General features: G+C 68.5%; 22 protein-coding genes. 9 read left to right on the top strand and 13 right to left on the bottom strand.

Annotation, left to right across the window (positions count from 1 at the left end):
- Positions 1-72: 72 nt before the first annotated feature.
- The 6 genes from QZX79_RS11795 to QZX79_RS11770 form a co-directional block, all read right to left on the bottom strand.
- A complete protein-coding gene (locus QZX79_RS11795) occupies positions 73-1155 on the bottom strand; it encodes a Gfo/Idh/MocA family protein (RefSeq protein WP_294568469.1) in 1083 nt (360 codons plus the stop codon).
- Between the two features lie 219 nt (positions 1156-1374).
- Positions 1375-2484 carry a sugar-binding protein gene (locus tag QZX79_RS11790; protein WP_294568468.1) on the bottom strand — a complete coding sequence of 370 codons (1110 nt, stop codon included), beginning with the start codon at positions 2482-2484 and terminating at the stop codon, positions 1375-1377.
- A 74-nt stretch (positions 2485-2558) separates the two neighbouring features.
- Complete coding sequence (gene mmsB / locus QZX79_RS11785; protein WP_294568467.1) at positions 2559-3851, bottom strand: multiple monosaccharide ABC transporter permease; 1293 nt, start codon at positions 3849-3851, stop codon at positions 2559-2561.
- A 23-nt stretch (positions 3852-3874) separates the two neighbouring features.
- Positions 3875-5413, bottom strand: a complete 1539-nt coding sequence (gene mmsA, locus QZX79_RS11780) for a multiple monosaccharide ABC transporter ATP-binding protein (RefSeq protein ID WP_294568466.1) — start codon at positions 5411-5413, stop codon at positions 3875-3877.
- 128 nt (positions 5414-5541) lie between these two features.
- Complete coding sequence (locus QZX79_RS11775) at positions 5542-6765, bottom strand: ROK family transcriptional regulator (protein WP_294568465.1); 1224 nt, start codon at positions 6763-6765, stop codon at positions 5542-5544.
- Positions 6766-6797: 32 nt separating this feature from the next.
- Complete coding sequence (locus tag QZX79_RS11770) at positions 6798-7319, bottom strand: gamma carbonic anhydrase family protein (protein WP_294568464.1); 522 nt, start codon at positions 7317-7319, stop codon at positions 6798-6800.
- A gap of 144 nt (positions 7320-7463) precedes the next feature.
- On the opposite strand from QZX79_RS11770, the gene QZX79_RS11765 reads away from it, so the two are divergent.
- Positions 7464-8096: an NAD(P)H-dependent oxidoreductase gene (locus QZX79_RS11765; RefSeq protein ID WP_294568463.1), complete on the top strand. Its 633-nt coding sequence runs from the start codon at positions 7464-7466 to the stop codon at positions 8094-8096.
- A 24-nt stretch (positions 8097-8120) separates the two neighbouring features.
- Here the strand turns inward: QZX79_RS11765 and QZX79_RS11760 are convergent, their stop codons facing one another.
- From QZX79_RS11760 to QZX79_RS11750, 3 genes are read right to left on the bottom strand one after another with little or no spacing between them, the layout of a single operon-like run.
- Complete coding sequence (locus QZX79_RS11760; protein ID WP_294568462.1) at positions 8121-8762, bottom strand: TetR/AcrR family transcriptional regulator; 642 nt, start codon at positions 8760-8762, stop codon at positions 8121-8123.
- Between the two features lie 40 nt (positions 8763-8802).
- Positions 8803-9660: a formyltetrahydrofolate deformylase gene (purU, locus tag QZX79_RS11755; RefSeq protein WP_294568461.1), complete on the bottom strand. Its 858-nt coding sequence runs from the start codon at positions 9658-9660 to the stop codon at positions 8803-8805.
- 25 nt (positions 9661-9685) lie between these two features.
- Positions 9686-10777: an NAD(P)-binding domain-containing protein gene (locus QZX79_RS11750; RefSeq protein ID WP_294568460.1), complete on the bottom strand. Its 1092-nt coding sequence runs from the start codon at positions 10775-10777 to the stop codon at positions 9686-9688.
- A 543-nt stretch (positions 10778-11320) separates the two neighbouring features.
- On the opposite strand from QZX79_RS11750, the gene glyA reads away from it, so the two are divergent.
- The 8 genes from glyA to QZX79_RS11710 all read left to right on the top strand — a co-directional run bounded on the left by glyA (position 11321) and on the right by QZX79_RS11710 (position 19057).
- Positions 11321-12610: a serine hydroxymethyltransferase gene (gene glyA / locus QZX79_RS11745; protein WP_294568459.1), complete on the top strand. Its 1290-nt coding sequence runs from the start codon at positions 11321-11323 to the stop codon at positions 12608-12610.
- A 151-nt stretch (positions 12611-12761) separates the two neighbouring features.
- On the top strand, positions 12762-13649 hold the full coding sequence (locus tag QZX79_RS11740; RefSeq protein WP_294568458.1) for a bifunctional methylenetetrahydrofolate dehydrogenase/methenyltetrahydrofolate cyclohydrolase: 888 nt from the start codon (positions 12762-12764) through the stop codon (positions 13647-13649).
- Between the two features lie 158 nt (positions 13650-13807).
- Complete coding sequence (locus tag QZX79_RS11735) at positions 13808-14749, top strand: ABC transporter ATP-binding protein (RefSeq protein WP_294568457.1); 942 nt, start codon at positions 13808-13810, stop codon at positions 14747-14749.
- The gene (locus tag QZX79_RS11730; protein WP_294568456.1) at positions 14742-15620 is read left to right on the top strand and encodes an ABC transporter permease; all 879 of its coding nucleotides are present in this window, start codon (positions 14742-14744) and stop codon (positions 15618-15620) included. Before QZX79_RS11735 ends, QZX79_RS11730 begins: the two co-directional genes overlap by 8 nt.
- On the top strand, positions 15617-16450 hold the full coding sequence (locus QZX79_RS11725) for an ABC transporter permease (protein ID WP_294568455.1): 834 nt from the start codon (positions 15617-15619) through the stop codon (positions 16448-16450). The genes QZX79_RS11730 and QZX79_RS11725 overlap by 4 nt, the downstream gene beginning before the upstream one ends.
- Positions 16451-16547: 97 nt before the next feature.
- On the top strand, positions 16548-17003 hold the full coding sequence (locus QZX79_RS11720) for a hypothetical protein (protein ID WP_294568454.1): 456 nt from the start codon (positions 16548-16550) through the stop codon (positions 17001-17003).
- Entirely contained in the window at positions 17000-18637 is a 1638-nt protein-coding gene (locus QZX79_RS11715; RefSeq protein ID WP_294568453.1) for a DUF5671 domain-containing protein, read from the top strand. Before QZX79_RS11720 ends, QZX79_RS11715 begins: the two co-directional genes overlap by 4 nt.
- Positions 18638-18700: 63 nt before the next feature.
- Positions 18701-19057: a VOC family protein gene (locus tag QZX79_RS11710; RefSeq protein WP_294568452.1), complete on the top strand. Its 357-nt coding sequence runs from the start codon at positions 18701-18703 to the stop codon at positions 19055-19057.
- Positions 19058-19109: 52 nt separating this feature from the next.
- On the opposite strand, the gene QZX79_RS11705 is transcribed toward QZX79_RS11710, so the two are convergent.
- The 4 genes from QZX79_RS11705 to QZX79_RS11690 all read right to left on the bottom strand — a co-directional run.
- On the bottom strand, positions 19110-19838 hold the full coding sequence (locus QZX79_RS11705) for a class F sortase (protein ID WP_294568451.1): 729 nt from the start codon (positions 19836-19838) through the stop codon (positions 19110-19112).
- Positions 19839-19856: 18 nt separating this feature from the next.
- Positions 19857-20636: a CHRD domain-containing protein gene (locus QZX79_RS11700; protein ID WP_294568450.1), complete on the bottom strand. Its 780-nt coding sequence runs from the start codon at positions 20634-20636 to the stop codon at positions 19857-19859.
- 480 nt (positions 20637-21116) lie between these two features.
- Positions 21117-21707: an ECF RNA polymerase sigma factor SigK gene (gene sigK / locus QZX79_RS11695; RefSeq protein ID WP_294568449.1), complete on the bottom strand. Its 591-nt coding sequence runs from the start codon at positions 21705-21707 to the stop codon at positions 21117-21119.
- A 761-nt stretch (positions 21708-22468) separates the two neighbouring features.
- Positions 22469-22863: LPXTG cell wall anchor domain-containing protein (locus QZX79_RS11690; protein ID WP_294568448.1), on the bottom strand; the 395-nt coding region annotated here is incomplete at its 5' end.

Below are 22863 nucleotides of genomic sequence, written 5' to 3'. Positions count from 1 at the left end.
GCCCGGCAACCGATCAATCAAAAGGCCGCTCCCGCCTCCGCGGGGGCGGCCTTTTGGGTTGAACGGACGGCGCTACACCGAATCGTTGGCGTAGCGCAGCCCCAGCTGGGCCCGGACGCCGTCAAGCAGGTGCATGGTGGTGAGCGTGTCCGCCAGCGGCATGGTGGGGCTCTCGAGCAGCCCGGCCTGGATGCAGCGGGTGGTCTCCCGCAGCTCGTAGGTGTACCCGGCACCCACGGAGTCGAAGGTTTCGGTCCGCAGCTCGCCGCCCTGCGGCTGGACCGTGAGCTCGCGCGGGTTGTGGAGCGGCCCGCCGCCGGTGCGCAGCCAGCCGCCGCTGCCGGCCACGGTGGCGGCGGCCGGGCCCAGGGCGCCGAGGGAGGAGGTCAGCTGGGCCTGGGCGCCCCCTTCGTAGCTGAGCGTCACGGCGTTCTGGACGTCCACACCGTCCCCGTTCAGTTCCCCGGAGGCGGAGACCGACGAGGGGAAGCCGAGGGCACCGACGGCCCACGTGAGGGGGTACACGGTGAGGTCGAGCAGCGCTCCGCCGCCGGCGGCCGGGTCCCAGATCCGGCTTGACGGGTTGTAGCCGGCGGGGAAGCCGAGGTCGGCCTGCACCCAGCGGATTTCGCCCAGTTCGCCGGAGGCGAGAATGTCCAGGGCGCGGTTGACGCTGGGCAGGAAGCGCGTCCACACCGCCTCCATCAGGAATAGGCCGCGGGCTGCGGCGAGATCGATCAGGGCGCCGGCCTCGGCCGCGTTGACGGTGAAGGGCTTCTCGCACAGGACGTGCTTGCCGCCGGCCAGGGCGGCCCGGGCCACCTCGAAGTGCTGTGCGTGCGGCGTGGTGACGTAGACGACGTCGACGTCCGGGTCGTCGAAGAGCTGCTGGTAGCCGGGCACCCCGCCGTCGTCCCCGTAGCTGGCGGCGAAACCGAAACGTTCGGCGAACTCCCGGGCCCGGTCGGCGCTGCGGGAGCTTACGGCATGCAGGACGGCGTCCTCGAGCAGGGCGATGTCGGCGGTGACCTTCGAGGCGATGCCGCCGGTGGCCACGACTCCCCACCGCAGGGGGCGGCCGGTGGCCGCCAGGGGGCTGGGCGCCCCGGGCACGGCGCAGGGAGGCTGGACAACGAATCGCTGGTGAGGTGTCATGACCTCATCCTTTCGGCGAAAGCCGCCGCGGTCCAGCGCCGCTGTCTCCGGCCCGCACCGTATCCGGGCCCGCACCGCCGTCTGGTCGGTTGTCCAGCCGGTTATTCAGTCAGTTGTCCGGTCCGGTCCGGTGTCCGGCGGGCAAAAAGAAATCCCGGTACCGCCAAGGCGGTACCGGGATTCCCCGTTCAGCCCGTTGCCGGGCCGGATCCTGGGAGGTTACTTGACGAGCTCGGAGAGCGTGGGATCGTCGGCGTAGGCCTCTGCTGCGTTTTCCTTGGTGACGATCTGCGGCTCGAGCAGGTAGGCCGGAACGACCTTCACGCCGTTGTCGTAGGACTCTTCGTCGTTGACTTCCAGCTCCTCGCCGGCAGCAAGGCCTTCGACCATGGTGATGGAGTGCTCCACCAGGTCGCGGGTGTCCTTGTTGATGGTCGAGTACTGCTCGCCGGCGATGATCGACTTCACCGATTCAACCTCGGAGTCCTGGCCGGTGACGACGGGGATGTCCTTGCCAGCGTCCTTCACCGAGTTGAGGATGGCGCGGGCCAGGGTGTCGTTGGGGGACAGGACGCCGTGGAGTTCCTCGGAGTCGTAGTTGCCGGAGAGCAGGGTGTCCATGCGGCGCTGGGCGTTCTCCGCCTTCCAGCCCTGGGTGACGGCCTGGTTGAACTCGACCTGGCCGGAGACGACGTTCAGCGTGCCGTCGTCGATCTTCGGCTGGAGGATGCTCATCGCACCGTCGAAGAAGACCTGGGCGTTGGCGTCATCGGGGGACCCGGCGAACAGCTCGATGTTGTACGGGCCTTCACCCTTCTCGGCCATTCCGTCGAGCAGGGCCTGGCCCTGGAGCTCGCCGACCTGGAAGTTGTCGTAGGCCACGTAGTAGTCGACGTTCTCCGTGTTGGTCAGGAGGCGGTCATACGCGATGACGGTGATGCCGGCATCGGCGGCCTCCTGCAGCTGGCTGCCCAGCTGGGCGCCGTCGATGGCACCGACGATCAGGACCTCGACGCCGTTGGTGATCATGGAGTTGATCTGGTTCTGCTGCTCCGAGACGCCGCCGTTGGCGAACTGCACGTCGGGCTCGTAACCGGCCTCGGTCAGGCCGTCGTTGAACAGCTGCTCGGCCAGGACCCAGTTCTCCGAGGTCTTCTGGGGCAGGGCGACGCCGATTGGGGCACCCTCCTCGAAGCCTCCGGAGGCCGCTTCGCCGCCGCCGCCACCGCCGCCCTCGTTGCCGGTGCCCGGATCTTCACGGCCACAGGAGGTCAGCGCGAGCGCCGAGATTGCAGCGACTGCCGCAAAGGATTTTGCGAAATTACGCATTCCATTCTCTTTCTTTAGCTTGCTTTTTTCGGACGGTTGAAACTTGTCGGACGCCACCGTGAAGGTGCCGGCCGTCAGGACTTGGAGATGACCTCCTTGGTGGAGATCGCCTGCTCGCTGTCGGGGCTGCGCACCTCGCTCGGCTGGTCCGGCTTGGACCTGTTGCCGAAGTTGCGGGTCAGGAGGCCGGTGATCGAGGGCTTGCCCTGGGTTTTGTTGTAGACGTCGAAGGCGACGGCGACGAGCAGCACGAGACCCTTGATGATCTGGGTCATGTCCGCGCCGATGCCCAGCAGCTGCAGGCCGTTGTTCAGTACGGCCATCACCAGGCCGCCGATGATTGAGCCGATGACCGTGCCCACGCCGCCGGTCACCGCTGCGCCACCGATGAAGACCGCGGCGATCGCGTCAAGCTCCCAGCCGACGCCGTCGAACGGGCCGGAAGCGGTGGAGCGCCCGACGAAGATCATGCCGGCGAGGGCCGCGAGGATGGACATGTTCATCATGACCATGAAGTTGACCTTCTTGCTCTGGACTCCGGAGAGTTCAGCGGCATGCCGGTTGCCACCGACGGCGTACACGTGGCGGCCGGCGATGGTCTTGTTGGAGATGAAGCCGAAGATGACCACCAGGGCGGCGAGGATCAGGCCGGGGACGGGGAAGGAGGTGCCGGGGCGGCCGGTGGCGAACAGATAGGTCGCGTACAGGATGGCTGCGGAGATCAGGCCGACCTTCACGAGGGAGACCCACATCTCGGGGACCTCGGCGCCGACCCGGGCCAGACGCTTGCGGCTGCGGAGCTCGCTGTAGATGACGAAGGCGACGAGGAGCAGACCCAGCAGGACGGTGAGGTTGTTGTACCCGGTGACCGGGCCGACCTCGGGGAGGTAGCCGGAACCGATGTACTGGAAGGGTTCGGGCACGGGGACGGTGTTGGACTTGCCGACGAACTGGTTGGCGCCGCGGAAAAGCAGCATGCCGGCCAGGGTGACGATGAACGCCGGTATCCCGACGTACGCGACCCAGAAGCCCTGCCAGGCCCCGATCACCGCGCCCAGGAGCAGGCCGACGAGGATCCCGCCGAACCACGGCAGGCCCCAGTCGCGCATGGCGATGGCCACGACGATCCCGGCGAAGGCCGCCACGGACCCCACGGAGAGGTCGATGTGCCCGGCGATGATGACCAGCACCATCCCGATCGCGAGGATCAGGATGTAGGAGTTGCCGTTGAAGAGGTTCATCATGTTGCCGGAGGTGAGCGTCTTGCCTCCGGTCTGCCACTGGAAGAAGATGACCAGCGCGATCAACGCGAAGATCATCCCGAACTGGCGGGTGTCTCCGCCGAAGATTTTCTTGATGGAATTCATGGTTAGCGTCCTAGGGGCTTCGGTCAGGCAGCTTTTTTGCTGGCGGTCATCAGTTTCATGAGGGATTCCTGGCTGGCGTCCTCCCGGGAAATCTCACCCGTGATGGCACCCTCGAAAATCGTGTAGATACGGTCGGACAGCCCGAGCAGTTCGGGAAGCTCCGACGAGATGACGATGACTCCCTTGCCCTGCGACGCGAGGCGCTGGATAATCCCGTAGATCTCGAACTTGGCGCCGACGTCGATCCCGCGGGTGGGCTCATCGAGGATGAGCAGTTCGGGATCGGTGAACATCCATTTCGACAGGACCACCTTCTGCTGGTTCCCGCCCGAGAGCTTTGCGACGCCTTCATTGACGCTCGGCGTCTTCGTGCGCAGCGATTTCCGGTATTCCTCGGCGATCCGGAACTCCTCGTCCTTGTCGACGACGAGGTTGCGGGTGATCTTCTTCAGGTTCGCCGAGACGGTGGTCGACTTGATGTCGTCGAGCAGGTTCAGGCCGAGGGACTTGCGGTCCTCGGTGACGTACGCCAGACCGGCCTCGATGGCCTGGGGAACCGACTTCAGCGTCACCTCCTTGCCGTTGATGAAGATCTGGCCGGACTTGAAGTTTCCGTAGGAGCGGCCGAAGACGGAGCGCGCGAGTTCGGTGCGCCCGGCGCCCATGAGGCCGGCGAAGCCGACGATCTCACCGCGTCGCACGTGGAAGTTCGACCCCTTGGCGACGAGCCGGTCCGGGACCGAGGGGTGGCCGACGGTCCAGTCGCGCACCTCGAAGAACACCTCGCCCAGCTTTGGGGTGTGGTCCGGGAAGCGGGATTCGAGCGAACGGCCGACCATGCCGCGGATGATGCGGTCCTCATCGACGCCGTCCTCCTTTACATGGAGGGTCTCGATCGACTTGCCGTCGCGGATGATCGTGATCGAGTCGGCGATCTGCTCGATCTCGTTGAGCTTGTGGGAGATCATGATGCACGAGATGCCCTTGGAGCGCAGCCCGGACATGAGGTCCAGGAGGTGCTGGGAGTCGGTCTCGTTCAGGGCGGCGGTGGGCTCGTCGAGGATGAGCAGCCTGACCGACTTGCTGAGCGCCTTGGCGATCTCGACGAGCTGCTGCTTGCCGACGCCGATGTCCTTGATCTTGGTGGTGGGGTCCTCGGAGAGTCCCACCCGGGCCATCAGTTCGAGGGTTTCACGGTTGACCTTGTCCCAGTCGATGACTCCGAAGCGGGTCGGCTCGTTGCCCAGGAAGATGTTTTCGGCGATGGAGAGCTCGGGAATGAGGGCCAGTTCCTGGTGGATGATGACGATGCCGGCGGCCTCGCTGGAGCGGATGTCCTTGAACTGGACCTCCTCGCCCTGGAAGATGATCGATCCGGAGTAGTCCCCGTAGGGGTAGAGGCCGGAGAGGACCTTCATCAGGGTGGACTTGCCGGCGCCGTTCTCGCCGCAGATCGCATGGATCTCGCCGGCACGCACAGTGATCGAAACATCGGAGAGGGCCTTGACGCCAGGGAATTCCTTGGTGATCGATCGCATCTCAAGGATTGTGTGGTTCTCCATTGAAGCCTCCCGGCAATGACGGCGTTGTCTCGTAACGGGCCCTCCAAGCGACCCAAAAGAATTGAACCCTGCCCCCACGCTTGCCGTCAAGTCTTGAACGCAAGACGCAGGGTTTTGACTCCTAACAGTTACGAGGGGACCAGGGGGATGGCCGCGCGTGCAGGCTGTGACAGGACGACGGCGGCGCCCCCGAGCGCCTCGGCCCGGTCACCGAGGGCGGACATGTGAACGCTCGTCGTCTCCCCAACGATGGGGACGGAGTGGCGCAGGAGGCCGCGGCGGATGGGGTTCAGCAGGATGTCCCCGAGCCCCGTCAGGGGCCCGCCCATCACGACCACCTCGGGATTGATGAGGTTCGCCACATGTGCCACGGCCCGCCCGATGGCCAGCCCGGCGTCGTCGATCACGCGCAGGGCCGCGGTGTCGCCGCCCAGGGCCAGTTCGACGATGCCCTGGGTGTCCACCGGCTGGCCGGAGCCGCGGTTGAGCAGTTCGATCATGGTGGAGGTCGAGGCGACGGTCTCGAGGCAGCCGCGGTTGCCGCACCGGCACACCAGCCCGTGCTCGCTGATCGTTGTGTGCCCCAGCTCGCCGGTGATCCCCACATTGCCGTAGAAGAGCGCGCCGTTGAGGATCATGCCCGCCCCGATGCCGGAGCCCACCTTCATGAACATGAGGTTCTCCACCCGGCTGTGCTGGCCCCAGGTGATCTGGGCCAGGGCGCCGAGGTTGGCGTCGTTCTCGATGTAGACGGGCATGCCAAGCCGGGCCCCGAAGGTCTCCCGGATGTTGATCCCGACCCACTCGGGCAGGATCGCGCCCTGCACCACCGTGCCGGTGCGCCGGTCGATCGGGCCCGGGATGCCGATGCCTGCGCCGAGCACCGCGGAGCGGGAGATGCCGGCCTGGCTCAGCACCGTGTCGAGCAGGCCGGCGGCGACCCGAAGGCCCTCCGCCGCGCTGTGCCCGAGGGGCAGGGCTGCGGCCTGCTCGCGCAGGATGCGGTAGTCGAGCCCCGCGAGCACCACCCGCACATGACGGCGGCCGATGTCGATTCCGGCGGCGACCGATCCGTTGTCATTGAGGATGACGGACAGGGCCCGCCGCCCCGAACTCGTGGTGGGGGCGGTGGTGACGACCCCGCTCCCGGCCATCACCTTGACGATGTTCGAGACCGTGGCGGTCGAGAGCCCGGTCTGGCGGGCAAGTTCTGCCTGCGTCTGGGGGCCTCCGTTGACCAGGGCCCGGATGATGCGCTGCTGGTTCTGTTCCCGGAGTGCTGACTGGGATCCCGGCCGCGGAAGCAGTGCGCCGGGATGGATCCTCGTCGTCGAGGCGGGTTCTACGCGCATGTATCCAAGGGTGCCTCAGCGCCCGTTTGTAGTCAAGAAGTTAACGCAGCTTGGTGCTGCCGTGCCAACCTGCGGTAGCTCGAAGCGTTCTCCCGGATCCCGGCCACCTCTTCGTCGGAGAGCGGCCGTCGGACCTTCCCGGGGACGCCGGCCACGAGCGAGCGGGGCGGGACGACCGTCCCCTCGAGCACGACGGCGCCGGCGGCCACCAGCGATTCCGAACCGATGACCGCCCCGTTGAGCACCGTGGCGTTCATGCCGATCAGGCAGTCGTTTTCGATGGTGCAGCCGTGGACCACGGCGCCGTGGCCGACGCTGACTCCGCTGCCGATGGTCGCGGGGAAGCCCGGATCGGCATGGACCACCACATTGTCCTGGAGGTTGCTTCCCTGGCCCACCCGGATGGGCGCGGTATCGGCGCGCACGCTGACCCCATAGAAGGCGCTGGCCGACTCACCGAGCGCCACATCACCGATGATCGAGGCGGTGGGTGCCGTGAATGCCGTGCCGGCGATGCTTGGACTGGTTCCGTTGATGCTGATGAGGTGGGCCATACGGCCAGCATAGGGCTCCAGGTCGGGTCCAGCAGCAGGTTCCGCCCGTCGTTCCGCCGTCCCGCAATCCGCGCTGGAGCCTTCCTTGCCACCCTGGCCGCTGTATCCTACTATTAGTAACTTACCGATGGTAGGTTACTCAGTATGTCGAAGGAGAAGGTTATGACGCGGGCCCTGATCGTCATTGCTCACCCTGATCTGCGTTCGCTCAGTCATTCGGTCGCTGCAGAGGTTGGTGATGCGCTCACCGACGGCGGCGTATCGAGCGAGGTGGCCGATCTCGCTGCCGAAAAGTTCGATCCGCGGTTCAACGCCGGTGATCGCTCGGCTTACCGCCGGGGCGCCGCAGTGCCCGGCGACGTAGCCGCCGAGCAGAAACGCCTTGATCGGGTCCAGCATCTCATCCTGGTTTTCCCGGTGTACTGGTGGTCGATGCCGGCGCTGCTCAAGGGCTGGATCGACCGCGTCTTTGTCAATGGCTGGGCCTTTGACCAACCGGAAGGCGGGCCGCTGACGCCGAAGCTGCAACGACTGACCATCCACCTGGTTCCGATCGCCGGAGGTGACGCCGACGATTATCAGCGACACGGGTACGGGACCTCCCTCAGCACGCAGATCGAACACGGAATTGTGGATTTCTGCGGAGCCCGGCGGGGGTCGACCCGGTACCTCTATGACTCCGAGACGAAGACGGCCACAGCCCTTGCCGAAGAGACAAAACAGCTTGCGCAGAACATTGCTCAGGCGATAACCACGGCTGATCGCCTGCCGGTGTAGGTCAATTGGCCCGGCGGATCGGGTTCATCGCAGCGACGACGTCGACACGCGGTCACCGAAGGCTGCCAGCCCGGCGGGGATCAGCGTCGCGAAAGTATGTGCGGCTTCGATCTCACTGCAGCCGCCCCGCACCATCGCGGCAGCCAGCGCTTCGCCGGCACCCACCAGTCCGATGCAGCGCAGCTCGAGCTCCTTTGGCCCCAGCGGGGTGTGGGGAGCCAAAGCCGTGGCAAACAGCAACACGTAACCATCGATCATTTCCTGGAGAACGGCATCCTTCTCATCGCTGCCGGCCAAAGCCGCGCCGACAGCCTGCCAATCACCGTTGGTATCGGCAGCGCAATGGATGTAAGTGGTCGCCAGGAGAACGGCAGTGTCCTGGAGCGTACCCGCCCCATCCGCCAACGCTGTCCGGAGCTTCCGCACCTGGTCGCCGTCGAGAGACCTGTACAGCTCGATCAGCAGACCGGAGCGGCTGCCGAAATGCTCGTACGCGATGGGTTTGGATACTCCAGCCCGGGCCGCCAGATGTCCCAGCGTCAGCCGATCCGCGCCTTCCTCGCGCACGATCAGCAACGCCGTTTCAAGCAGCTGTTGCCGGCGGTCCGCCCTGGAAAGCCTGCGCGGACCTGTTTCCCTCATGACGTCACCTGTCCCGGTCTTCACATCAACGCATCCTTCTCGCAACCTACTATAGGTAACCACCCTAGTTGAAGACGATGGTCCGTTGCCCGTCGAGCAGGACCCGATGTTCGGCGTGCCACTGCACGGCCTGCACCAGGGCGCGGCCCTCCAGCTCCCGCCCGATGGCCACGAACTGTTCGACGCTGCGGGCGTGGTCGACCCGGATCACCTCCTGTTCGATGATCGGGCCCTCGTCAAGCGCCCCGGTGACGTAGTGCGCCGTGGCGCCGATCAGCTTCACGCCGCGGGCGTGCGCCTGGTGGTAGGGGCGCGCCCCCTTGAAGGAGGGCAGGAAGGAGTGGTGGATATTGATGGCGCGCCCGCGCAGGTCGGCGCAGAGCCCGTCGCTGAGGATCTGCATGTACCTCGCGAGCACCACGAGGTCGATCCGGTGTTCAAGGATGAGCGCGCGCAGCTGCTCCTCGGCGTCCTCCTTCGTCTCCGGGGTCACGGGGATGTGGTGGAACTCCACTCCGTAGAACGCGGCGAGGTCGGCAAGATCGGGATGGTTCGAGACGATCACCGGAACCTCGATGGGCAGCGTGCCGGAGCGGTGCTGGAACAGCAGGTCGTTGAGGCAGTGGGCGGCCTTCGAGACCAGGATCAGCGTGCGGGTGGGCGTGCCGTCGACGTTGAGCTCCCAGTCCATGCCGAAGGAACCGGCGACCGGCTCCAGCTGCCGGCGCAGTTCGGCCTCACCGGCGTCCGTGGCCAGCGCCACGCGCATGAAGAAGGTGCCCGTGTCCGGGCTCCCGTACTGCTGGGACTCGGTGATGTTCGCGCCGGCGGCGACGAGGGCCCCGGACACACCGTGGACGATGCCCGGCCGGTCGGGGCAGGAGAGCGTGAGGGAATAGGAACTCGATGCTGGTGCGGTCACCGTCCAAGGCTACCGGGGTCCCGGGCTACCGGGCAGGCACCGGTTCCCGGGAGCCAAGAACCTTCAGCGCAGCCAGGGCGGCGGCGCGGCCCGCGCGGGTGGCCCCCACCGTGGAGGCGGATGCACCGTAGCCGACCATCAGGAGGCGGTCCTCGCGCATCACCCGGACGCCGTCCATGCGGATGCCCCCGCCGGGCTCGCGCAGGTGCAGCGGGGCCAGGTGGTCGATCGAGGCCCGGAAACCGGTGGCCCAAAGCACGACGTCGACGGGTTCGTAGGTGCCGTCCTCAAGTTCGACGCCGTGTTCGGTGAGCCGCCGCATCGGCCCGCGGGAGACGAGGATTCCCGCCTCGATGCCGGCCGCATACTGCGCCGTACGGGAAATGCCCGTGGTGCCCACCACACTCTTCGGTGGAAGCCCGGCGCGGGTGCGGGCGTTGACGGCGGCCTCGATGTCCCGCCCCCATTCCGGGGTGAAGTCGCGGTCGAACCATTCCACGGGCCGGCGGGTGCTCCAGACCGTGCTGGCGCCGGCGTCATTGAGCTGGAGCAGGAACTGGGCGGCCGAGGTCCCTCCGCCGACCACGAGGACCCGTTTGCCGGTGAAGTCGGAGGCGGCGCGGAACCCGTGGGTGTGAAGCTGCTGGCCGCGAAAGAGCTCCCGCCCCGGATAGTAGGGCAGGTAGGGGCTGTCCCAGGTTCCGGTGGCATTGATGACGGCCCGCGCCCGCCAGGAGATGCCCTCGCGGCCCGTGACCTCGAGGCCTTCCCCACCGTCGATGCGTTCCACCCGGGCCACCCGCGCCGGGCGGATCACCGGGAGCCCGAACTCCGCCTCATAGGCGCCGTAGTAGCGGGTCACGACGGCCGAGGACGGCTCCTTCGGGTCGGGGGTTTCGAAGGGCAGGCCCGGCAGCGGGTGGAGTCCGTGGGCGGCATCGAACGTCAGCGATGGCCAGCGGTGGCGCCAGGCGCCTCCGGGGCCGTCGTTCGCATCGAGCATCACGAACCCGCTGCCCGGCTCGATCCCGCGCCTGCGCAGGTAGTACCCACTGCTCAGGCCGGCCTGGCCTGCCCCGATGACGACGATATCCGTCTCGCGCACTTCGTTGTCCACTATCCCGCCCTGTTCCACCGGCGTCGGCACCGGCATCCATCGGCCCGGCTGAGACCGGGCATGTGAACGGTGCAACCGGCCCAAATCCACGGGTATTCCGGCGCCGGCCCCAAACGGAGCCCTCCATGAGGAGCATCACATCGCCGGAAAGGCCTCCCCGGCGGCAGGCCGGTACCCACGCCGCTACGGCGCCAGACACGGCGCTGGAGCCGCCGCCCACGCCGCTGCCGGGACCGCCGCCGGGACTGCGGACGACAGCGTAAGGTGCGCCGGGATCCACCGGCCCGGGTGGCACCGTCCGGAGCGCTGCGGCTAGGATAGGTGGCGCCGCGACTGGCGTAGGGTGGGCAACCACCGGGAAGCGGCACGCACTGCAGGGAGCCGGGCGAGGGCCCAAAAGACCCTGCGGGGCACTGTGCCAACCACGGATCGCACGCCTGGGCCGGGGGTTACTTCCGCCGCTGCGCGCCGTCCCGAGTGGGCTGCACCACAGTGCTGCGGGTAGCCTGAGCTGTAAAGCACCCCACCACCGAAGGACCTTTCGTGACCACTTCGCCCCTGACCGATTCCGTCACCAACGCCCCGCTGTCCGAGATCGACCCGGAGATCGCCGCAGTCCTGCGCGACGAGCTGAGCCGCCAGCGGGACACCCTCGAAATGATCGCCTCCGAAAACTTCGCACCCCGCGCCGTGCTTGAGGCCCAGGGCTCGGTCCTGACCAACAAGTACGCCGAGGGCTACCCGGGACGCCGCTACTACGGCGGCTGCGAGCACGTCGACGTCGCCGAAAACCTCGCCATTTCCCGCGTCAAGGAGCTGTTCGGCGCCGAGTACGCCAACGTGCAGCCGCACTCGGGAGCGCAGGCCAACGCCGCCGCCCTCGCCGCCATGATCAAGCCGGGCGACAAGATCATGGGCCTCTCACTGGCCCACGGCGGGCACCTCACCCACGGCATGAAGCTGAACTTCTCCGGCAAGCTCTACGAGGTCGCCGCCTACGGTGTCGAGGAGGACACCCACCGGCTCGACATGGACCGGGTCCGCGCCCAGGCGCTCGCCGAGAAGCCCGACGTCCTCATCGCCGGCTGGTCCGCGTACCCGCGCCACCTCGACTTCGAGGCGTTCCGCTCCATCGCCGACGAGACGGGTGCGCTGCTGTGGACCGATATGGCCCACTTCGCCGGGCTCGTCGCCGCGGACCTGCACCCCAGCCCGGTCCAGTACTCCGACGTGGTGACCTCGACCGTGCACAAGACCCTCGCCGGCCCGCGCTCCGGAGTCATCCTGGCCAAGCAGGACTGGGCCAAGAAGCTCAACTCGAGCGTCTTCCCCGGCCAGCAGGGCGGGCCGCTGATGCACGTGATCGCCGCCAAGGCCACCGCCTTCAAGATCGCGGGATCCGCCGAATTCAAGGAACGCCAGGAGCGGGTTCTCGAGGGCGCCCGGATCATCGCCGAACGCCTTACCGGGTCCGACGTCACCGAGCACGGCGTCTCCGTCCTGACCGGCGGCACGGACGTGCACCTGGTGCTTGTCGACCTCCGCAACTCGAGCCTCGACGGGCAGCAGGCGGAGGACCTCCTCCACTCGGTCGGCATCACCGTCAACCGCAACGCCGTTCCCTTCGACCCGCGGCCTCCCATGGTCACCTCCGGGCTGCGCATCGGCACCCCGGCGCTGGCCACGCGCGGCTTCGGTGCCGTCGAGTTCACCGAGGTCGCCGAAATCATCGCCGCCGCACTCAAGCCGTCCCCCGACGTCGCCGCCCTGCGGGCACGGGTATCGGCGCTCGCCGCCAACTTCCCGCTGTACCCGGGCCACGAGGAGTGGTAGGAGAACTCCCCGCGGGCGCCGCCTCCTCCCGGGCGGCGTCCGGGGAGTTCGACATTCCCAGCGCGGAATGCTGCTTCACCGGGTGCTGTGACCGCGGGAAGGCATTCCTTCTTGAACTGATCGAGACCCCCGAAACGACCGGAGAACGTTCATGAGCACCACTACTGCCCGCGTCCTCGACGGCAAGGCCACGGCCGCCGCGATCAAGGACGAGCTCGCCGTGCGGGTCCGCGGGCTCGCCGCCCGCGGCGTGCAGCCCGGCCTCGGCACCGTCCTCGTGGGGGACGACCCGGCCAGCAAATCCTATGTCGCGGGGAAGCACCGCGACTGCGCCCAGGTCGGCATCCGTTCGATCCGCCGGGACCTGCCGGAGACCATCACGCAGGAGGAGCTCGAGGAGGTCATCGACGGGCTCAACGCCGACGACGAAACCACCGGGTACATCGTCCAGCTTCCCCTGCCGAAGCACATCGACACGAACCGCATCCTTGAGCGGATCGACCCCGACAAGGACGCCGACGGCCTGCACCCGACCAACCTGGGCCGGCTGGTGCTCAATGTGGGCGCGCCGATGGCCTCGCCGCTGCCGTGCACGCCCAACGGCATCATCGAGCTGCTGCGGCGCCACGGCATCGAGCTCGCGGGGTGCAACGTGCTGGTGGTCGGCCGCGGCGTCACCGTCGGCCGGCCCCTGGGGCTCCTCCTGACCCGCAAGGCGGTCAACGCCACGGTCACCCTGGCCCACACCGGCACCACCGACCTTGAGGACCACCTCGCGCGGGCCGACGTCGTCGTGGCCGCCGCGGGCTTCCCCGGGATGATCAAGGCGGCGCAGCTGAAGCCCGGGGCGATCGTGCTCGACGTCGGGGTCACCCGCATCGAGGACCCCGAGACGGGCAAGGCGGTCCTTTCCGGCGACGTCGAACCTGCCGCGGCCGAGGTCGCCGGCTGGCTGTCGCCCAACCCCGGCGGTGTCGGACCCATGACCCGGGCGATGCTGCTGGCCAACGTCGTCGACGCCGCCGAGCGCCGGCTCTAGGCGCAAGCGCACCCGAAAACGACATCCGCACCCGATAAATGCGGTGCGAATGTCGTTTTCGGGCCTGTCAGTCGTTTTCGGGCGCGCGGGCCGTCCATTCGCCGTGCTCGTGCCCGGATTGGCTAGTCCCAATGACTTTTCTGGCCTAGGCTGGGCTGGTGCCTCCCGACCTCACCGCTGAGCCTGTTATTGCCGCGCGCGCCCTGACGAAGCACTACGGCGAGTTCGCCGCCGTCGACGGGATTTCCTTCGAGGTGCCGGCAGGGGAGGCCTTCGGGCTGCTGGGCCCCAACGGAGCCGGCAAGTCGACGACGATGAAGATGATCGGCGGGGTCTCCCAGCGCACCTCGGGCGAGCTCTCCATCATGGGCCTCGACCCCGAACGGCACGGCCCCGAGGTCCGCGCCCACCTTGGCGTCGTGCCGCAGCAGGACAATCTCGACGAGGAACTGCGGGTCCGCGACAACCTCCTGGTGTACGGGCGCTACTTCGGCCTGCCGATGAGCTACCTGAAGCCCAAGGCCGACGAGTTGCTCGAGTTCGCGCAGCTGACCGAGAAGGCCGGCGCCAAGGTCGACTCGCTCTCGGGCGGCATGAAGCGCCGGCTGACCATCGCCCGGTCGCTGATCAACGAGCCGAAGATCCTGCTCCTCGACGAGCCGACGACGGGCCTTGACCCGCAGGCCCGCCACATCCTCTGGGACCGGCTCTTCCGCCTCAAGGAGTCCGGGGTCACCCTGATCCTGACGACCCACTACATGGACGAAGCCGAGCAGCTGTGCGACCGCCTGGTGGTCGTGGACAAGGGCAGGATCATGGCCGAGGGGTCGCCGGCCACCCTCATCCGGGAGCACTCGACCCGCGAAGTGCTCGAACTGCGGTTCGGCTCCGAACGCAACACCACCGTGGCGGCCGACCTCGAGGGCATCGGGGAGCGGCTCGAGACCCTGCCCGACCGGGTCCTGATCTATGCCTCCGACGGCGAGGCGGCCCTCGAGCAGGTCACCGCCCGCGGCCTCCACCCCATCACCTCCCTGGTGCGCCGGTCCTCCCTCGAGGACGTGTTCCTGCGCCTGACCGGAAGGAGCCTCGTTGACTGAGCACCGCACCGGTGCCCGCCCCGCGGCATCCGCCGGGACGCCGGGGCCGGGGCTGCGTGCCCATGCACCTGAGGTCTCTGCCGCCCGGGCCCGTGCCTTCGGCTCCTGGTACTACGCCGAACATGTCCTGCGGGTCATGAACAGCTACCGGTGGACAATCCTCGCCTCCAGCGTGGGCACCCCGGTGATGTACCTCTTCGCCATGGGGGTTGGCCTGGCCAGCCTGGTGGACAGCTCCGGGGCCGGGACGTTCGGCGGCGTGAGCTACCTCGCCTTCCTCGCCCCCGCCCTGCTGGCCTCGGCCGCCCTGATGGCGGCGACGAACGAATTCACCTACCCGGTGATGGACGGCTTCAAGTGGCGCCGGGTCTACTACGGCCCGCACGCCTCCCCGCTGGGCACCCACCAGATCGTCAACGGCCACATTCTCGCCGTCACCCTGAGGCTGGCGGTGATGTCGGTCATCTACTTCGCCATCGTCGCCCTCTTCGGGGCCTCGCCGTCGCCCTGGGGCTGGGCCGCCGTGCCCGTCGCGGTGCTCAGCGGCCTGGCCTTCGGCGTGCCCCTGATGGCCTACGCGGCAAGCCTCACCGAGGACAAGGGCCAGTTCGCCCTCGTGATGCGCTTCATCGCCACCCCGCTGTTCCTGTTCTCCGGAACCTTCTTCCCGCTCGACACCCTTCCGCTGCTGCTGCGCTGGATCGGCTGGATCTCACCGCTGTGGCACGGCACGGAACTGGGGCGGGCCCTGACCTACGGGCACGCCATCCCGCCGGGCCTCGCCGCGGTCCACCTGCTCTTCCTGATTGCCCTGACGGTGCTCGGCTGGCGCCTGGCCCAGCGGACCTTCGCGCGGAGGCTGGGCGCATGACAAACTCGCTTTCCGTCGAGGACTACCGGCTCACCGGCCGCACGCGCACCCTGGGCGCCCTGTATTCACGCAACGCCCGCGCGGTCATTGCCCGCGGCCTGCGCGCCACGAAGAGCAGCAACTGGATGGTGATGGTCTCCGGTTTCTTCGAGCCGGTGCTGTACCTGCTGTCGATGGGTGTGGGCCTCGGTGCGCTCGTGGGCACGGTGACCGGCCCCGGCGGCTCCGAGATCAGTTACGCCGCGTACATCGCCCCGGCCCTGCTGGCGGTGTCCGCGATGAACGGCGCCGTCTACGACAGCACCTGGAACGTCTTCTTCAAGATGAACTTCGCCAAGCTCTACCAGGGGATGCTCTCCACCTCGCTCGGGCCGCTCGACGTCGCCATCGGCGAGATCTTCCTGGCCCTGCTGCGCGGGGCGCTCTACGCGACGGGGTTCACGGCGGTGATGGGCGTGATGGGCCTGATCACCACGCCGTGGGCCCTGCTGATGATTCCGGCCTCCGTGCTGATCGCCTTCGGGTTCGCGGCGTTCGGCATGGCCATCACCAGCTTCATGAAGACCTTCCAGCAGATGGAGTGGGTCAACTTCGTGATGCTGCCCATGTTCCTGTTCTCCGCGACCTTCTACCCGCTGAGCGTCTACCCGCAGCCCATCCAGTGGTTCATCCAGGCCCTGCCGCTCTGGCACGGCGTCGAACTCCTGCGGCAGATCAGCGCCGGGGTGTTCACCGCGGCCACCGGGGTCCACGTGCTTTACTACGCCGCCATGATCGGAATCGGCGTGGTGCTCACCACCGGGCGGCTGCGGGCGCTGTTCCTCAAATAGCCGGTGCCGGCCCGCGGGGACCGGCCATCTAAGGAACAGCGCCCGCGGTACAGCCGGCCGCGGCGGCTGACCCCGCACGGTGGCGCATACTGTGCACATGAATTCCGCTCGCCGCGACCGCACCCTCCCCGTCCTGCTCGCGGTGCTCGGCCTTCTCGTGGTCGTTGCCCTGGCCGTCGTGTTCTCCCGCGGGGAGGTGAAGCTGCTCGATGCCTCCACCCCCGGCGGTGTGGTCCAGCGCTACTCCGCGGCGGTGATCGACGGAGATGAGGAGGCCGCGGCCGCCTACCTCTCGGAGCAGTCCGAGCCCTGCGACGAGTTCCACACCCCCACCGGGGACAACCTTCGAATCAGCCTCGTCGCGACCCGGGAGCGGGAGAACACGGCGGACGTCGAGGTGTCGATCGTGACCTTCGATGCGGGCGGTCCGTTCGGCTCCTCGGAATACGAATCCCGGGATGAGTTCGGCCTCGTCCGCGTCGACGGCGACTGGCTCATCGAGCGGGCCCCGTGGCTGCTGCGGGTGTGCGACGCCGGGGCGGAGGCCCGGTGAGCACCGGCACGCGGGCCGCCCCCGGAAGGAGCTCCGCCCAGCCGGTCCTGCGCCGGCTGATCGTCTTCACGCTGCTCTTCGCCCTGGTGCTCATCGGCGCCGGCGGCCTCACCGGGCTGCTCGGGCGGCTCCTTAATGCCGGCGACGTCCTGGTCGCGGACGATGTCACCGGTCTGGCCCGCTCGCTGGCCTTCACCCTCGTCGGCGGACCGCTGGCCGCCCTCCTGTGGTGGGTCGCCTGGCGTCGGGTGGAAAGCGAACGGTCCTCGACCGCCTGGGGCCTCTACGTGGCCGGGATCTACGCGGTGTCGCTGATCACCGCGGCCACCGCGCTGCTCGGCACGGCGGCCTCGCTCATCGGCGGCGACCCGGAGCGGTGGTCGGAGGGTCTGGCGCGCGGTCTCGTCTGGACCGGGGTCCTCCTGTGGCACCACTGGATGTGGCGCCACCGGACCAGGGGGCCGCTGGCACTGAAGGATCTTCCGCTCGTTGGGGGCTACATCTTCGGACTCGTCCTGGCGGTCGGCGGGGCCTACTGGGCGCTGGCGGGCCTCCTCGACGCGGCCGTCGAGGGCTCCACCTCGGGGGGAGCCATCGGGGTGCCCTGGTGGCGCGCGTCCCTTGCGGCCCTCGTGTGGGCGGCCGGGGGAGCCGGTCTCTGGCTGGCCTACTGGATGCGCGGCGGCGGGCGGCACCTGCGCACGGCGCTCTCCAATGTCGCCCTGGTGCTGTTCGGGGTGCTCGGTGCGGGCCTGCTGACCCTCGGCGGACTGGGCACGGTGCTTTTCGTGCTGCTGCGGCTCGCCTTCGACCGGACGGATCCGCAGTCCGCGCTGCTGAGTCCCCTGGCGCCGGCGCTCGCCGCGGCGGCCATCGGCGCCCCGGTGTGGGTCTACCACCTGCGCGCCGCCGCCACCCGGGCCGAGGGCACCCGACTGGCCGGCAGGCTCGTCACCTCGGGCGTTTCCCTGGCGGCCGCGGCGGCCGGCGTCGGGGTGATCGTCAACGCCCTCCTCGCAGCGCTCGCCTCGCCCGTGGTCGGCAACGACCCCCGGACCCTGCTGCTTGGGGGAATCAGTTCGCTGGCGGTGGGCGGCCCGGTCTGGTGGTTCGCGTGGCGGCCGACGGCGGCACCCGGCGGCGGGGAACGGTCCCGGCGCCGGGTCTACCTCGTGGCGGTCTTCGGCCTCAGCGCCCTGGTCGCCCTCATCACGCTGCTGGTGCTTGGGTACCTGATCTTCGAGTTCCTGCTCGCGGACGTCGGCGGGGCGGCACTGATCGAGCGCGTGCGGGCACCCCTGGGGCTCCTCCTGGCGACGGGCGGCACGGCCGCCTACCACTTCAGCGTCTGGCGGCAGGACCGCGCGGCGGCCGGAGGGGCCGCGCCCGCGGACCGCCGGGCGATCGGCTCGGTGATCCTCGTGGCCGGCGCCGGCGCCGAACCGCTTGCTGAGCTGATCAGCGGGATCACCGGCGCCGGGGTCACCATGTGGTGGCGCGCCGATCCCACTCCGGACGCGGCGGTGCCCTCCGGGGAGGAACTCGCCCGGGCCCTCGACGGCGTGGTGGGGGAGCGGGTGCTGGTGATCGTCGGCGCGGTCCGGGGGATCGAGGTCATCCCGCTGGCCGGATAGGGCACCGCCGGACGTTGCCTCCAGCATCTACCGGAGGGGCGCGCCCCAACGCATACTGGGACCATGATTGGATCCTGGCAAGCAACTGTCCTTGACTGCCCCGACCCCGGGCAGCTCGCCACCTTCTACCAGAACCTGTTCGGCATGATCCGGGTGGACGAGTCAGCTGACTGGATAACCATTGGTGACGCCGCCGACCGTCCCGCGCTGGCCTTCCAGCTGGTGGAGAACTACACCCCACCGAAGTGGCCCGGGCAGGAGGTCCCGCAGCAGATGCACCTCGATGTGCTCGTGGCCGACCTCGACGAGGCCGAGGCGCAGGTCCTCGCCGGCGGCGCCGTGAGCCTCAACTCGGGCACCGACACCTTCCGCGTCTACCTTGATCCGGCCGGACACCCGTTCTGCCTGGTCGCCGGCTGAGGCCGGTTCCGCAGGACGGGGAGCAGCACAGCCGGGATCAGTGCCGGCGGGATCAGCCCACGAGGGCTGCGTACACCACGTAGTTGTCGTCGAACTCCCCGGTGGCAGGGTCGTAGCCGTCACAGGTGATGAGCCTCAGCTCCGCACCGGGGGTGTTCCCGTAGACCTTCGCGGTCGGGAAGGCGTCCTTGGCGTACGCCTCGCCGCGCAGGACCTTGAACTCGGCGGTGCTTCCGTCCTCGCGCGCCACGCTGATGCGGGCGCCGGGCTTCAGCGCCCGAAGGTCGGCGAAGACGCCCTTGCCGCCGTCGGTGGCGTTCACGTGGCCCAGCAGGACGGCGGGCCCCCGCTCGCCCGGGGTGGGGGACTCGGTGTACCAGCTGGCGGGGGCGCCGGGGCCGTCGGGTGGCACCTCAAGGGTCCGGTCTGCCCGCAGTCCCAGCCGGAGCAGTTCCGAGGTGGCACCGATCGCGGGAATGGAGAGGGATACCGGCGGCGAGGCCGCCAGGACCGCCGGCGCCTGCGGTGCGGAAGTCTTGGGAGCCGCAGGTGCGGGCGCCGGGGCCTGGGTGGGCGCCGGGGTCTCGGCCGGCGCCGGGGAGTCCGCGGTCGGCGCTGAGGTGCCAGGCGCCGCGGACGGGCTGGGGGAGGACGTGCTCGTCGGGGGTGCGGCCGTCTCGGGGCCGGACGCGGCCGGGGTTCCGCCGCATCCGGCCAGGAGGAGGAGTGCGGCCGCCGCCGGGGCTGCGAAGCCCCAGCGGCGGCCGGTTGTTCTGCTCATCACGGGATGAGGATGGCGTTACGCGTTGTCCGCTGAACGGCGGCGGACGGCGTAAGTGCCGCCGGCTGCTGCCGCGAGGAGCAGGCCACCACCGAGGGCGATCATGGCGGTGTTATCGCCGGCACCCGGCTGCTCGGCGCCTGTGTCCGCGCCGCCGTTGGGCATTGCCCCCATCTGGGAGGCGACGAGCGTGCCACACAGTGCGGGCGAGGTGGCGCCCAGCGGGAGGTCGGGGTTCAGGTCGCTGGGCGAGTTGAACGCTTCCTCGGAGCCCGTCGCGGTGGCGGGGTCGAGGCCGTGGACCACCACGACAGCGGTTCCGGCTTCAAGCGAGGCCTTGGTGGCTGCGTCAAGCTCGATGGAGCGCTGGATGGAGTAGCTTCCGCCCTGTCCGCCCAGTGCCAGGTTCAGGCCCTCGGCAGGGGTCGTGGCGCCGCTGGTGGTCAGGGTGGTCTGGATTCCGCCGTAGGAGGGGTCGCCTTCGGTGGTGTTGATGATCCCGTCACCGTTGGTGTCGGCATCCGGGGTGGGGCAGACGCCCTGCGCGCCGCCGTGGATGTGCTGGACGTGCGGGTAGGGTCCGTCCATGAAGGTCTCGGCGAGGCCGGAAACCTGAAGGTTGACCATGGCGGTGTTGCCGGTGACATCGACGGTGATGGTGCCGGAGCCCGTGGTGCCGTTGAGCTGGCCCAGGGTGGATGAGTAGGAGCCGTCGGCTGCCATCGCGGGGGATCCCGCCAGGGCGACCGCGCCGAGGGCGAGGGCTGGGGCTGCAAGGAGACGCATTTTCTTGTTCATGGAGATTGGTTTCCTTCACTGTGCGGTGGGTGCACACGTCGGTTGTGTGCCTATCGGATGGTTCGTCACGCTTTACTGGCGGGTTGTGGCCGCCGGGAAAAAACCAAGCAGACTTATGTTTTCCCCTAATTGCATACTGTGGCAGGGAAAACTGCCGTCTGGGAAGGGGCTGGTGGGAATTTTGTTTGCAAAAGCGATCTCCGCCGGGCCGACGAACCGGTCCGGCTGGTTCAGCAGTGCACCCTTAGCATCCGGGAGCAGGATTGCGGGTATTCCACGTACGGGGCGAAGTCGGTCGGCCAGGGTGCCGGATCCTCGAGGGGTGCCGGGAAATATGATCGGGATGTCCCCGGTGCTTTCCGGTCCTAAGGGATCGGTCCGGTCGGACGCATTCCGGCGGGATTGGCGGAGGCGTGCGGAGAACGAGGGTTGGTCCTGCCGTGCTCGGCTGGGTCGGGGCGAGGGGAACCTGCGCGGGGTTTATTCCGGGTTCAGGCAGGCGCCGAGCCGTCGAAGGCCGTCGCGGATGCGGGTCTTTGCTGTGGGGACGGGGATATTCAGGCGCCCGGCCACCTCGCTGTAGGTCAGGCCGGCGTAGAAGGCCAGATGAATTGCTTCGCGTTGAACAGCAGAGAGCCCGTTGAGGCACGCGGTGACGGTCTCACCTTCCAGGCGGGTCGCGACGGTGTCGAAGACCCGGCCGTGGTCCACGTCCTGGTTCTGAAGGCCCCACCGAACATCCCGGTCGCGGCGGGACTGCTCGGAGCGGACCTTGTCGACGGCCTTGCGGTGGGCGATGGTCAGGATCCACGCCATGGCCGTGCCCTTACGGGGATCAAATCGGGCGGGACCGCCCTGCCAGATCGCCAGGAAGACCTCCTGCGTGGTTTCAGCACTCAGTTCGGCGTCCACAATGACCCTGCGCACCAGCGCGTACACGCGGGGCGAGCAGCGCCGGTACAGCTCCTCGAAGGCTTCCTCGTCCTGTTCGGCGGCGCTGCATAGCAGATCAGAAAGATCCGAAGGCGGCCCTGGGGCAGGCCGGTGGCCGGGCGTGCCGAGAACTGGCATCTGGTTTGAGACCTTCCTGATAAAAGACAGTGGCGCCGGGGACCCCAGCCGGTGGCTACAGCGGTGCCCGCCCCCACAACGAGCACCGCCAGCGCACGGAGGCATTCCGGCTGCGGCACCGCGGCAGTCCGCCCCTCCCTGCTGTCGAAACCTACCCGGCGGCAAACTCCGAAACCAAGCATCTTGAACAGGGCTTCGTGGCCCGGGAAGGGTTGACATATCCGATCCTGCGTGGGTGGGGGAGGAGGCAGAGTGGCCTGCGTACCGGCCAATCGCGTCAAGTGTCCCAGACCCCAGTGCCTAATCGCCCGCGTGTCAGGCGGTGCGCTGTATGTCATCTTCCGGGTACATCCAGGGTCTCCCCGGCACCGCATCCAGCGTCGCAGGCGTTCCCGCTCCCAGGCATGATCGTTCACTCCGGTCCGCGGAGCGGCCCCTTCATCATCTGCACTCCCGTTTTCACCCTCGCCCTATGGTCCCACGAGGCAGCGGGCTAAACACGAAGGTTGAACTCAGGGCCGGTGCCGGCGATGCAACGACCCCTAACCCTGCGTCGCGCTGGAGAATCCCTCAGGGCGCTTTCGCGGGCGGGTCCAACACGGCAGGGGAGTGGCATTGTGAACGGTTGGTTGCGGCCGCCGGAAGTCGGTGGGTGGTTTTAGAGGGAGGGGAACACAGAGCGGCCGCCGCAGGGGCTGGAGGGCTCCTGCGGCGGCCGGTGTTGACGCTTGGTTAGAGGCAGGCGTCAATGGTGCGGTTGGTTATGCCTGGTCGGCGCTGCGGCGGCGGACCAGGTAGGTTCCGCCTGCTGCTGCGGCCAGGACGAGGCCACCGCCCAGGGCCAGGGCACCGGTGTTGGACCCGGTCTCCTGGGTGGCTCCCGTGTCAGCGCCACCGTTGGGCATGGCGCCCATCTGCGAGGCGACAAGGGTTCCACACAGTGCCGGCGAGGTCGCTGCCAGCGGGAGGTCCGGGGTCAGGTCGGACTTGGCTTCCTGGGCCGCCGGGCTCAGGGTTGCGGGGTCGAGGCCGTGGACGACGACGACGGCGGTGCCGGCCTCGAGGGAGGCCTTGGTCTCGGCGTTGATGTCGAAGGTGCGCTGGATGGTGTAGCTGCCGCCCTGCCCGCCGAGCTTGACGTTCAGGCCCTCCTCGG

Source organism: uncultured Arthrobacter sp. (genome assembly GCF_902805515.1).
GTDB lineage: Bacteria > Actinomycetota > Actinomycetes > Actinomycetales > Micrococcaceae > Arthrobacter_D.
Note: the sequence above shows the minus strand (reverse complement) of the source record. Positions and strands in the feature narration are given on the sequence as shown.

What these genes read in the sequence shown, in the direction of transcription:
- QZX79_RS11705 (WP_294568451.1), bottom strand. Translation starts at nt 19,838, where the DNA reads ATGAGCAGAACAACCGGCCGCCGCTGGGGCTTCGCAGCCCCGGCGGCG.
- QZX79_RS11740 (WP_294568458.1), top strand. Translation starts at nt 12,762, where the DNA reads ATGAGCACCACTACTGCCCGCGTCCTCGACGGCAAGGCCACGGCCGCC.
- QZX79_RS11710 (WP_294568452.1), top strand. Translation starts at nt 18,701, where the DNA reads ATGATTGGATCCTGGCAAGCAACTGTCCTTGACTGCCCCGACCCCGGG.
- QZX79_RS11795 (WP_294568469.1), bottom strand. Translation starts at nt 1,155, where the DNA reads ATGACACCTCACCAGCGATTCGTTGTCCAGCCTCCCTGCGCCGTGCCC.
- QZX79_RS11770 (WP_294568464.1), bottom strand. Translation starts at nt 7,319, where the DNA reads ATGGCCCACCTCATCAGCATCAACGGAACCAGTCCAAGCATCGCCGGC.
- QZX79_RS11775 (WP_294568465.1), bottom strand. Translation starts at nt 6,765, where the DNA reads ATGCGCGTAGAACCCGCCTCGACGACGAGGATCCATCCCGGCGCACTG.
- QZX79_RS11720 (WP_294568454.1), top strand. Translation starts at nt 16,548, where the DNA reads ATGAATTCCGCTCGCCGCGACCGCACCCTCCCCGTCCTGCTCGCGGTG.
- sigK (WP_294568449.1), bottom strand. Translation starts at nt 21,707, where the DNA reads ATGCCAGTTCTCGGCACGCCCGGCCACCGGCCTGCCCCAGGGCCGCCT.
- QZX79_RS11700 (WP_294568450.1), bottom strand. Translation starts at nt 20,636, where the DNA reads ATGAACAAGAAAATGCGTCTCCTTGCAGCCCCAGCCCTCGCCCTCGGC.
- QZX79_RS11765 (WP_294568463.1), top strand. Translation starts at nt 7,464, where the DNA reads ATGTCGAAGGAGAAGGTTATGACGCGGGCCCTGATCGTCATTGCTCAC.
- QZX79_RS11790 (WP_294568468.1), bottom strand. Translation starts at nt 2,484, where the DNA reads ATGCGTAATTTCGCAAAATCCTTTGCGGCAGTCGCTGCAATCTCGGCG.
- QZX79_RS11725 (WP_294568455.1), top strand. Translation starts at nt 15,617, where the DNA reads ATGACAAACTCGCTTTCCGTCGAGGACTACCGGCTCACCGGCCGCACG.
- mmsB (WP_294568467.1), bottom strand. Translation starts at nt 3,851, where the DNA reads ATGAATTCCATCAAGAAAATCTTCGGCGGAGACACCCGCCAGTTCGGG.
- mmsA (WP_294568466.1), bottom strand. Translation starts at nt 5,413, where the DNA reads ATGGAGAACCACACAATCCTTGAGATGCGATCGATCACCAAGGAATTC.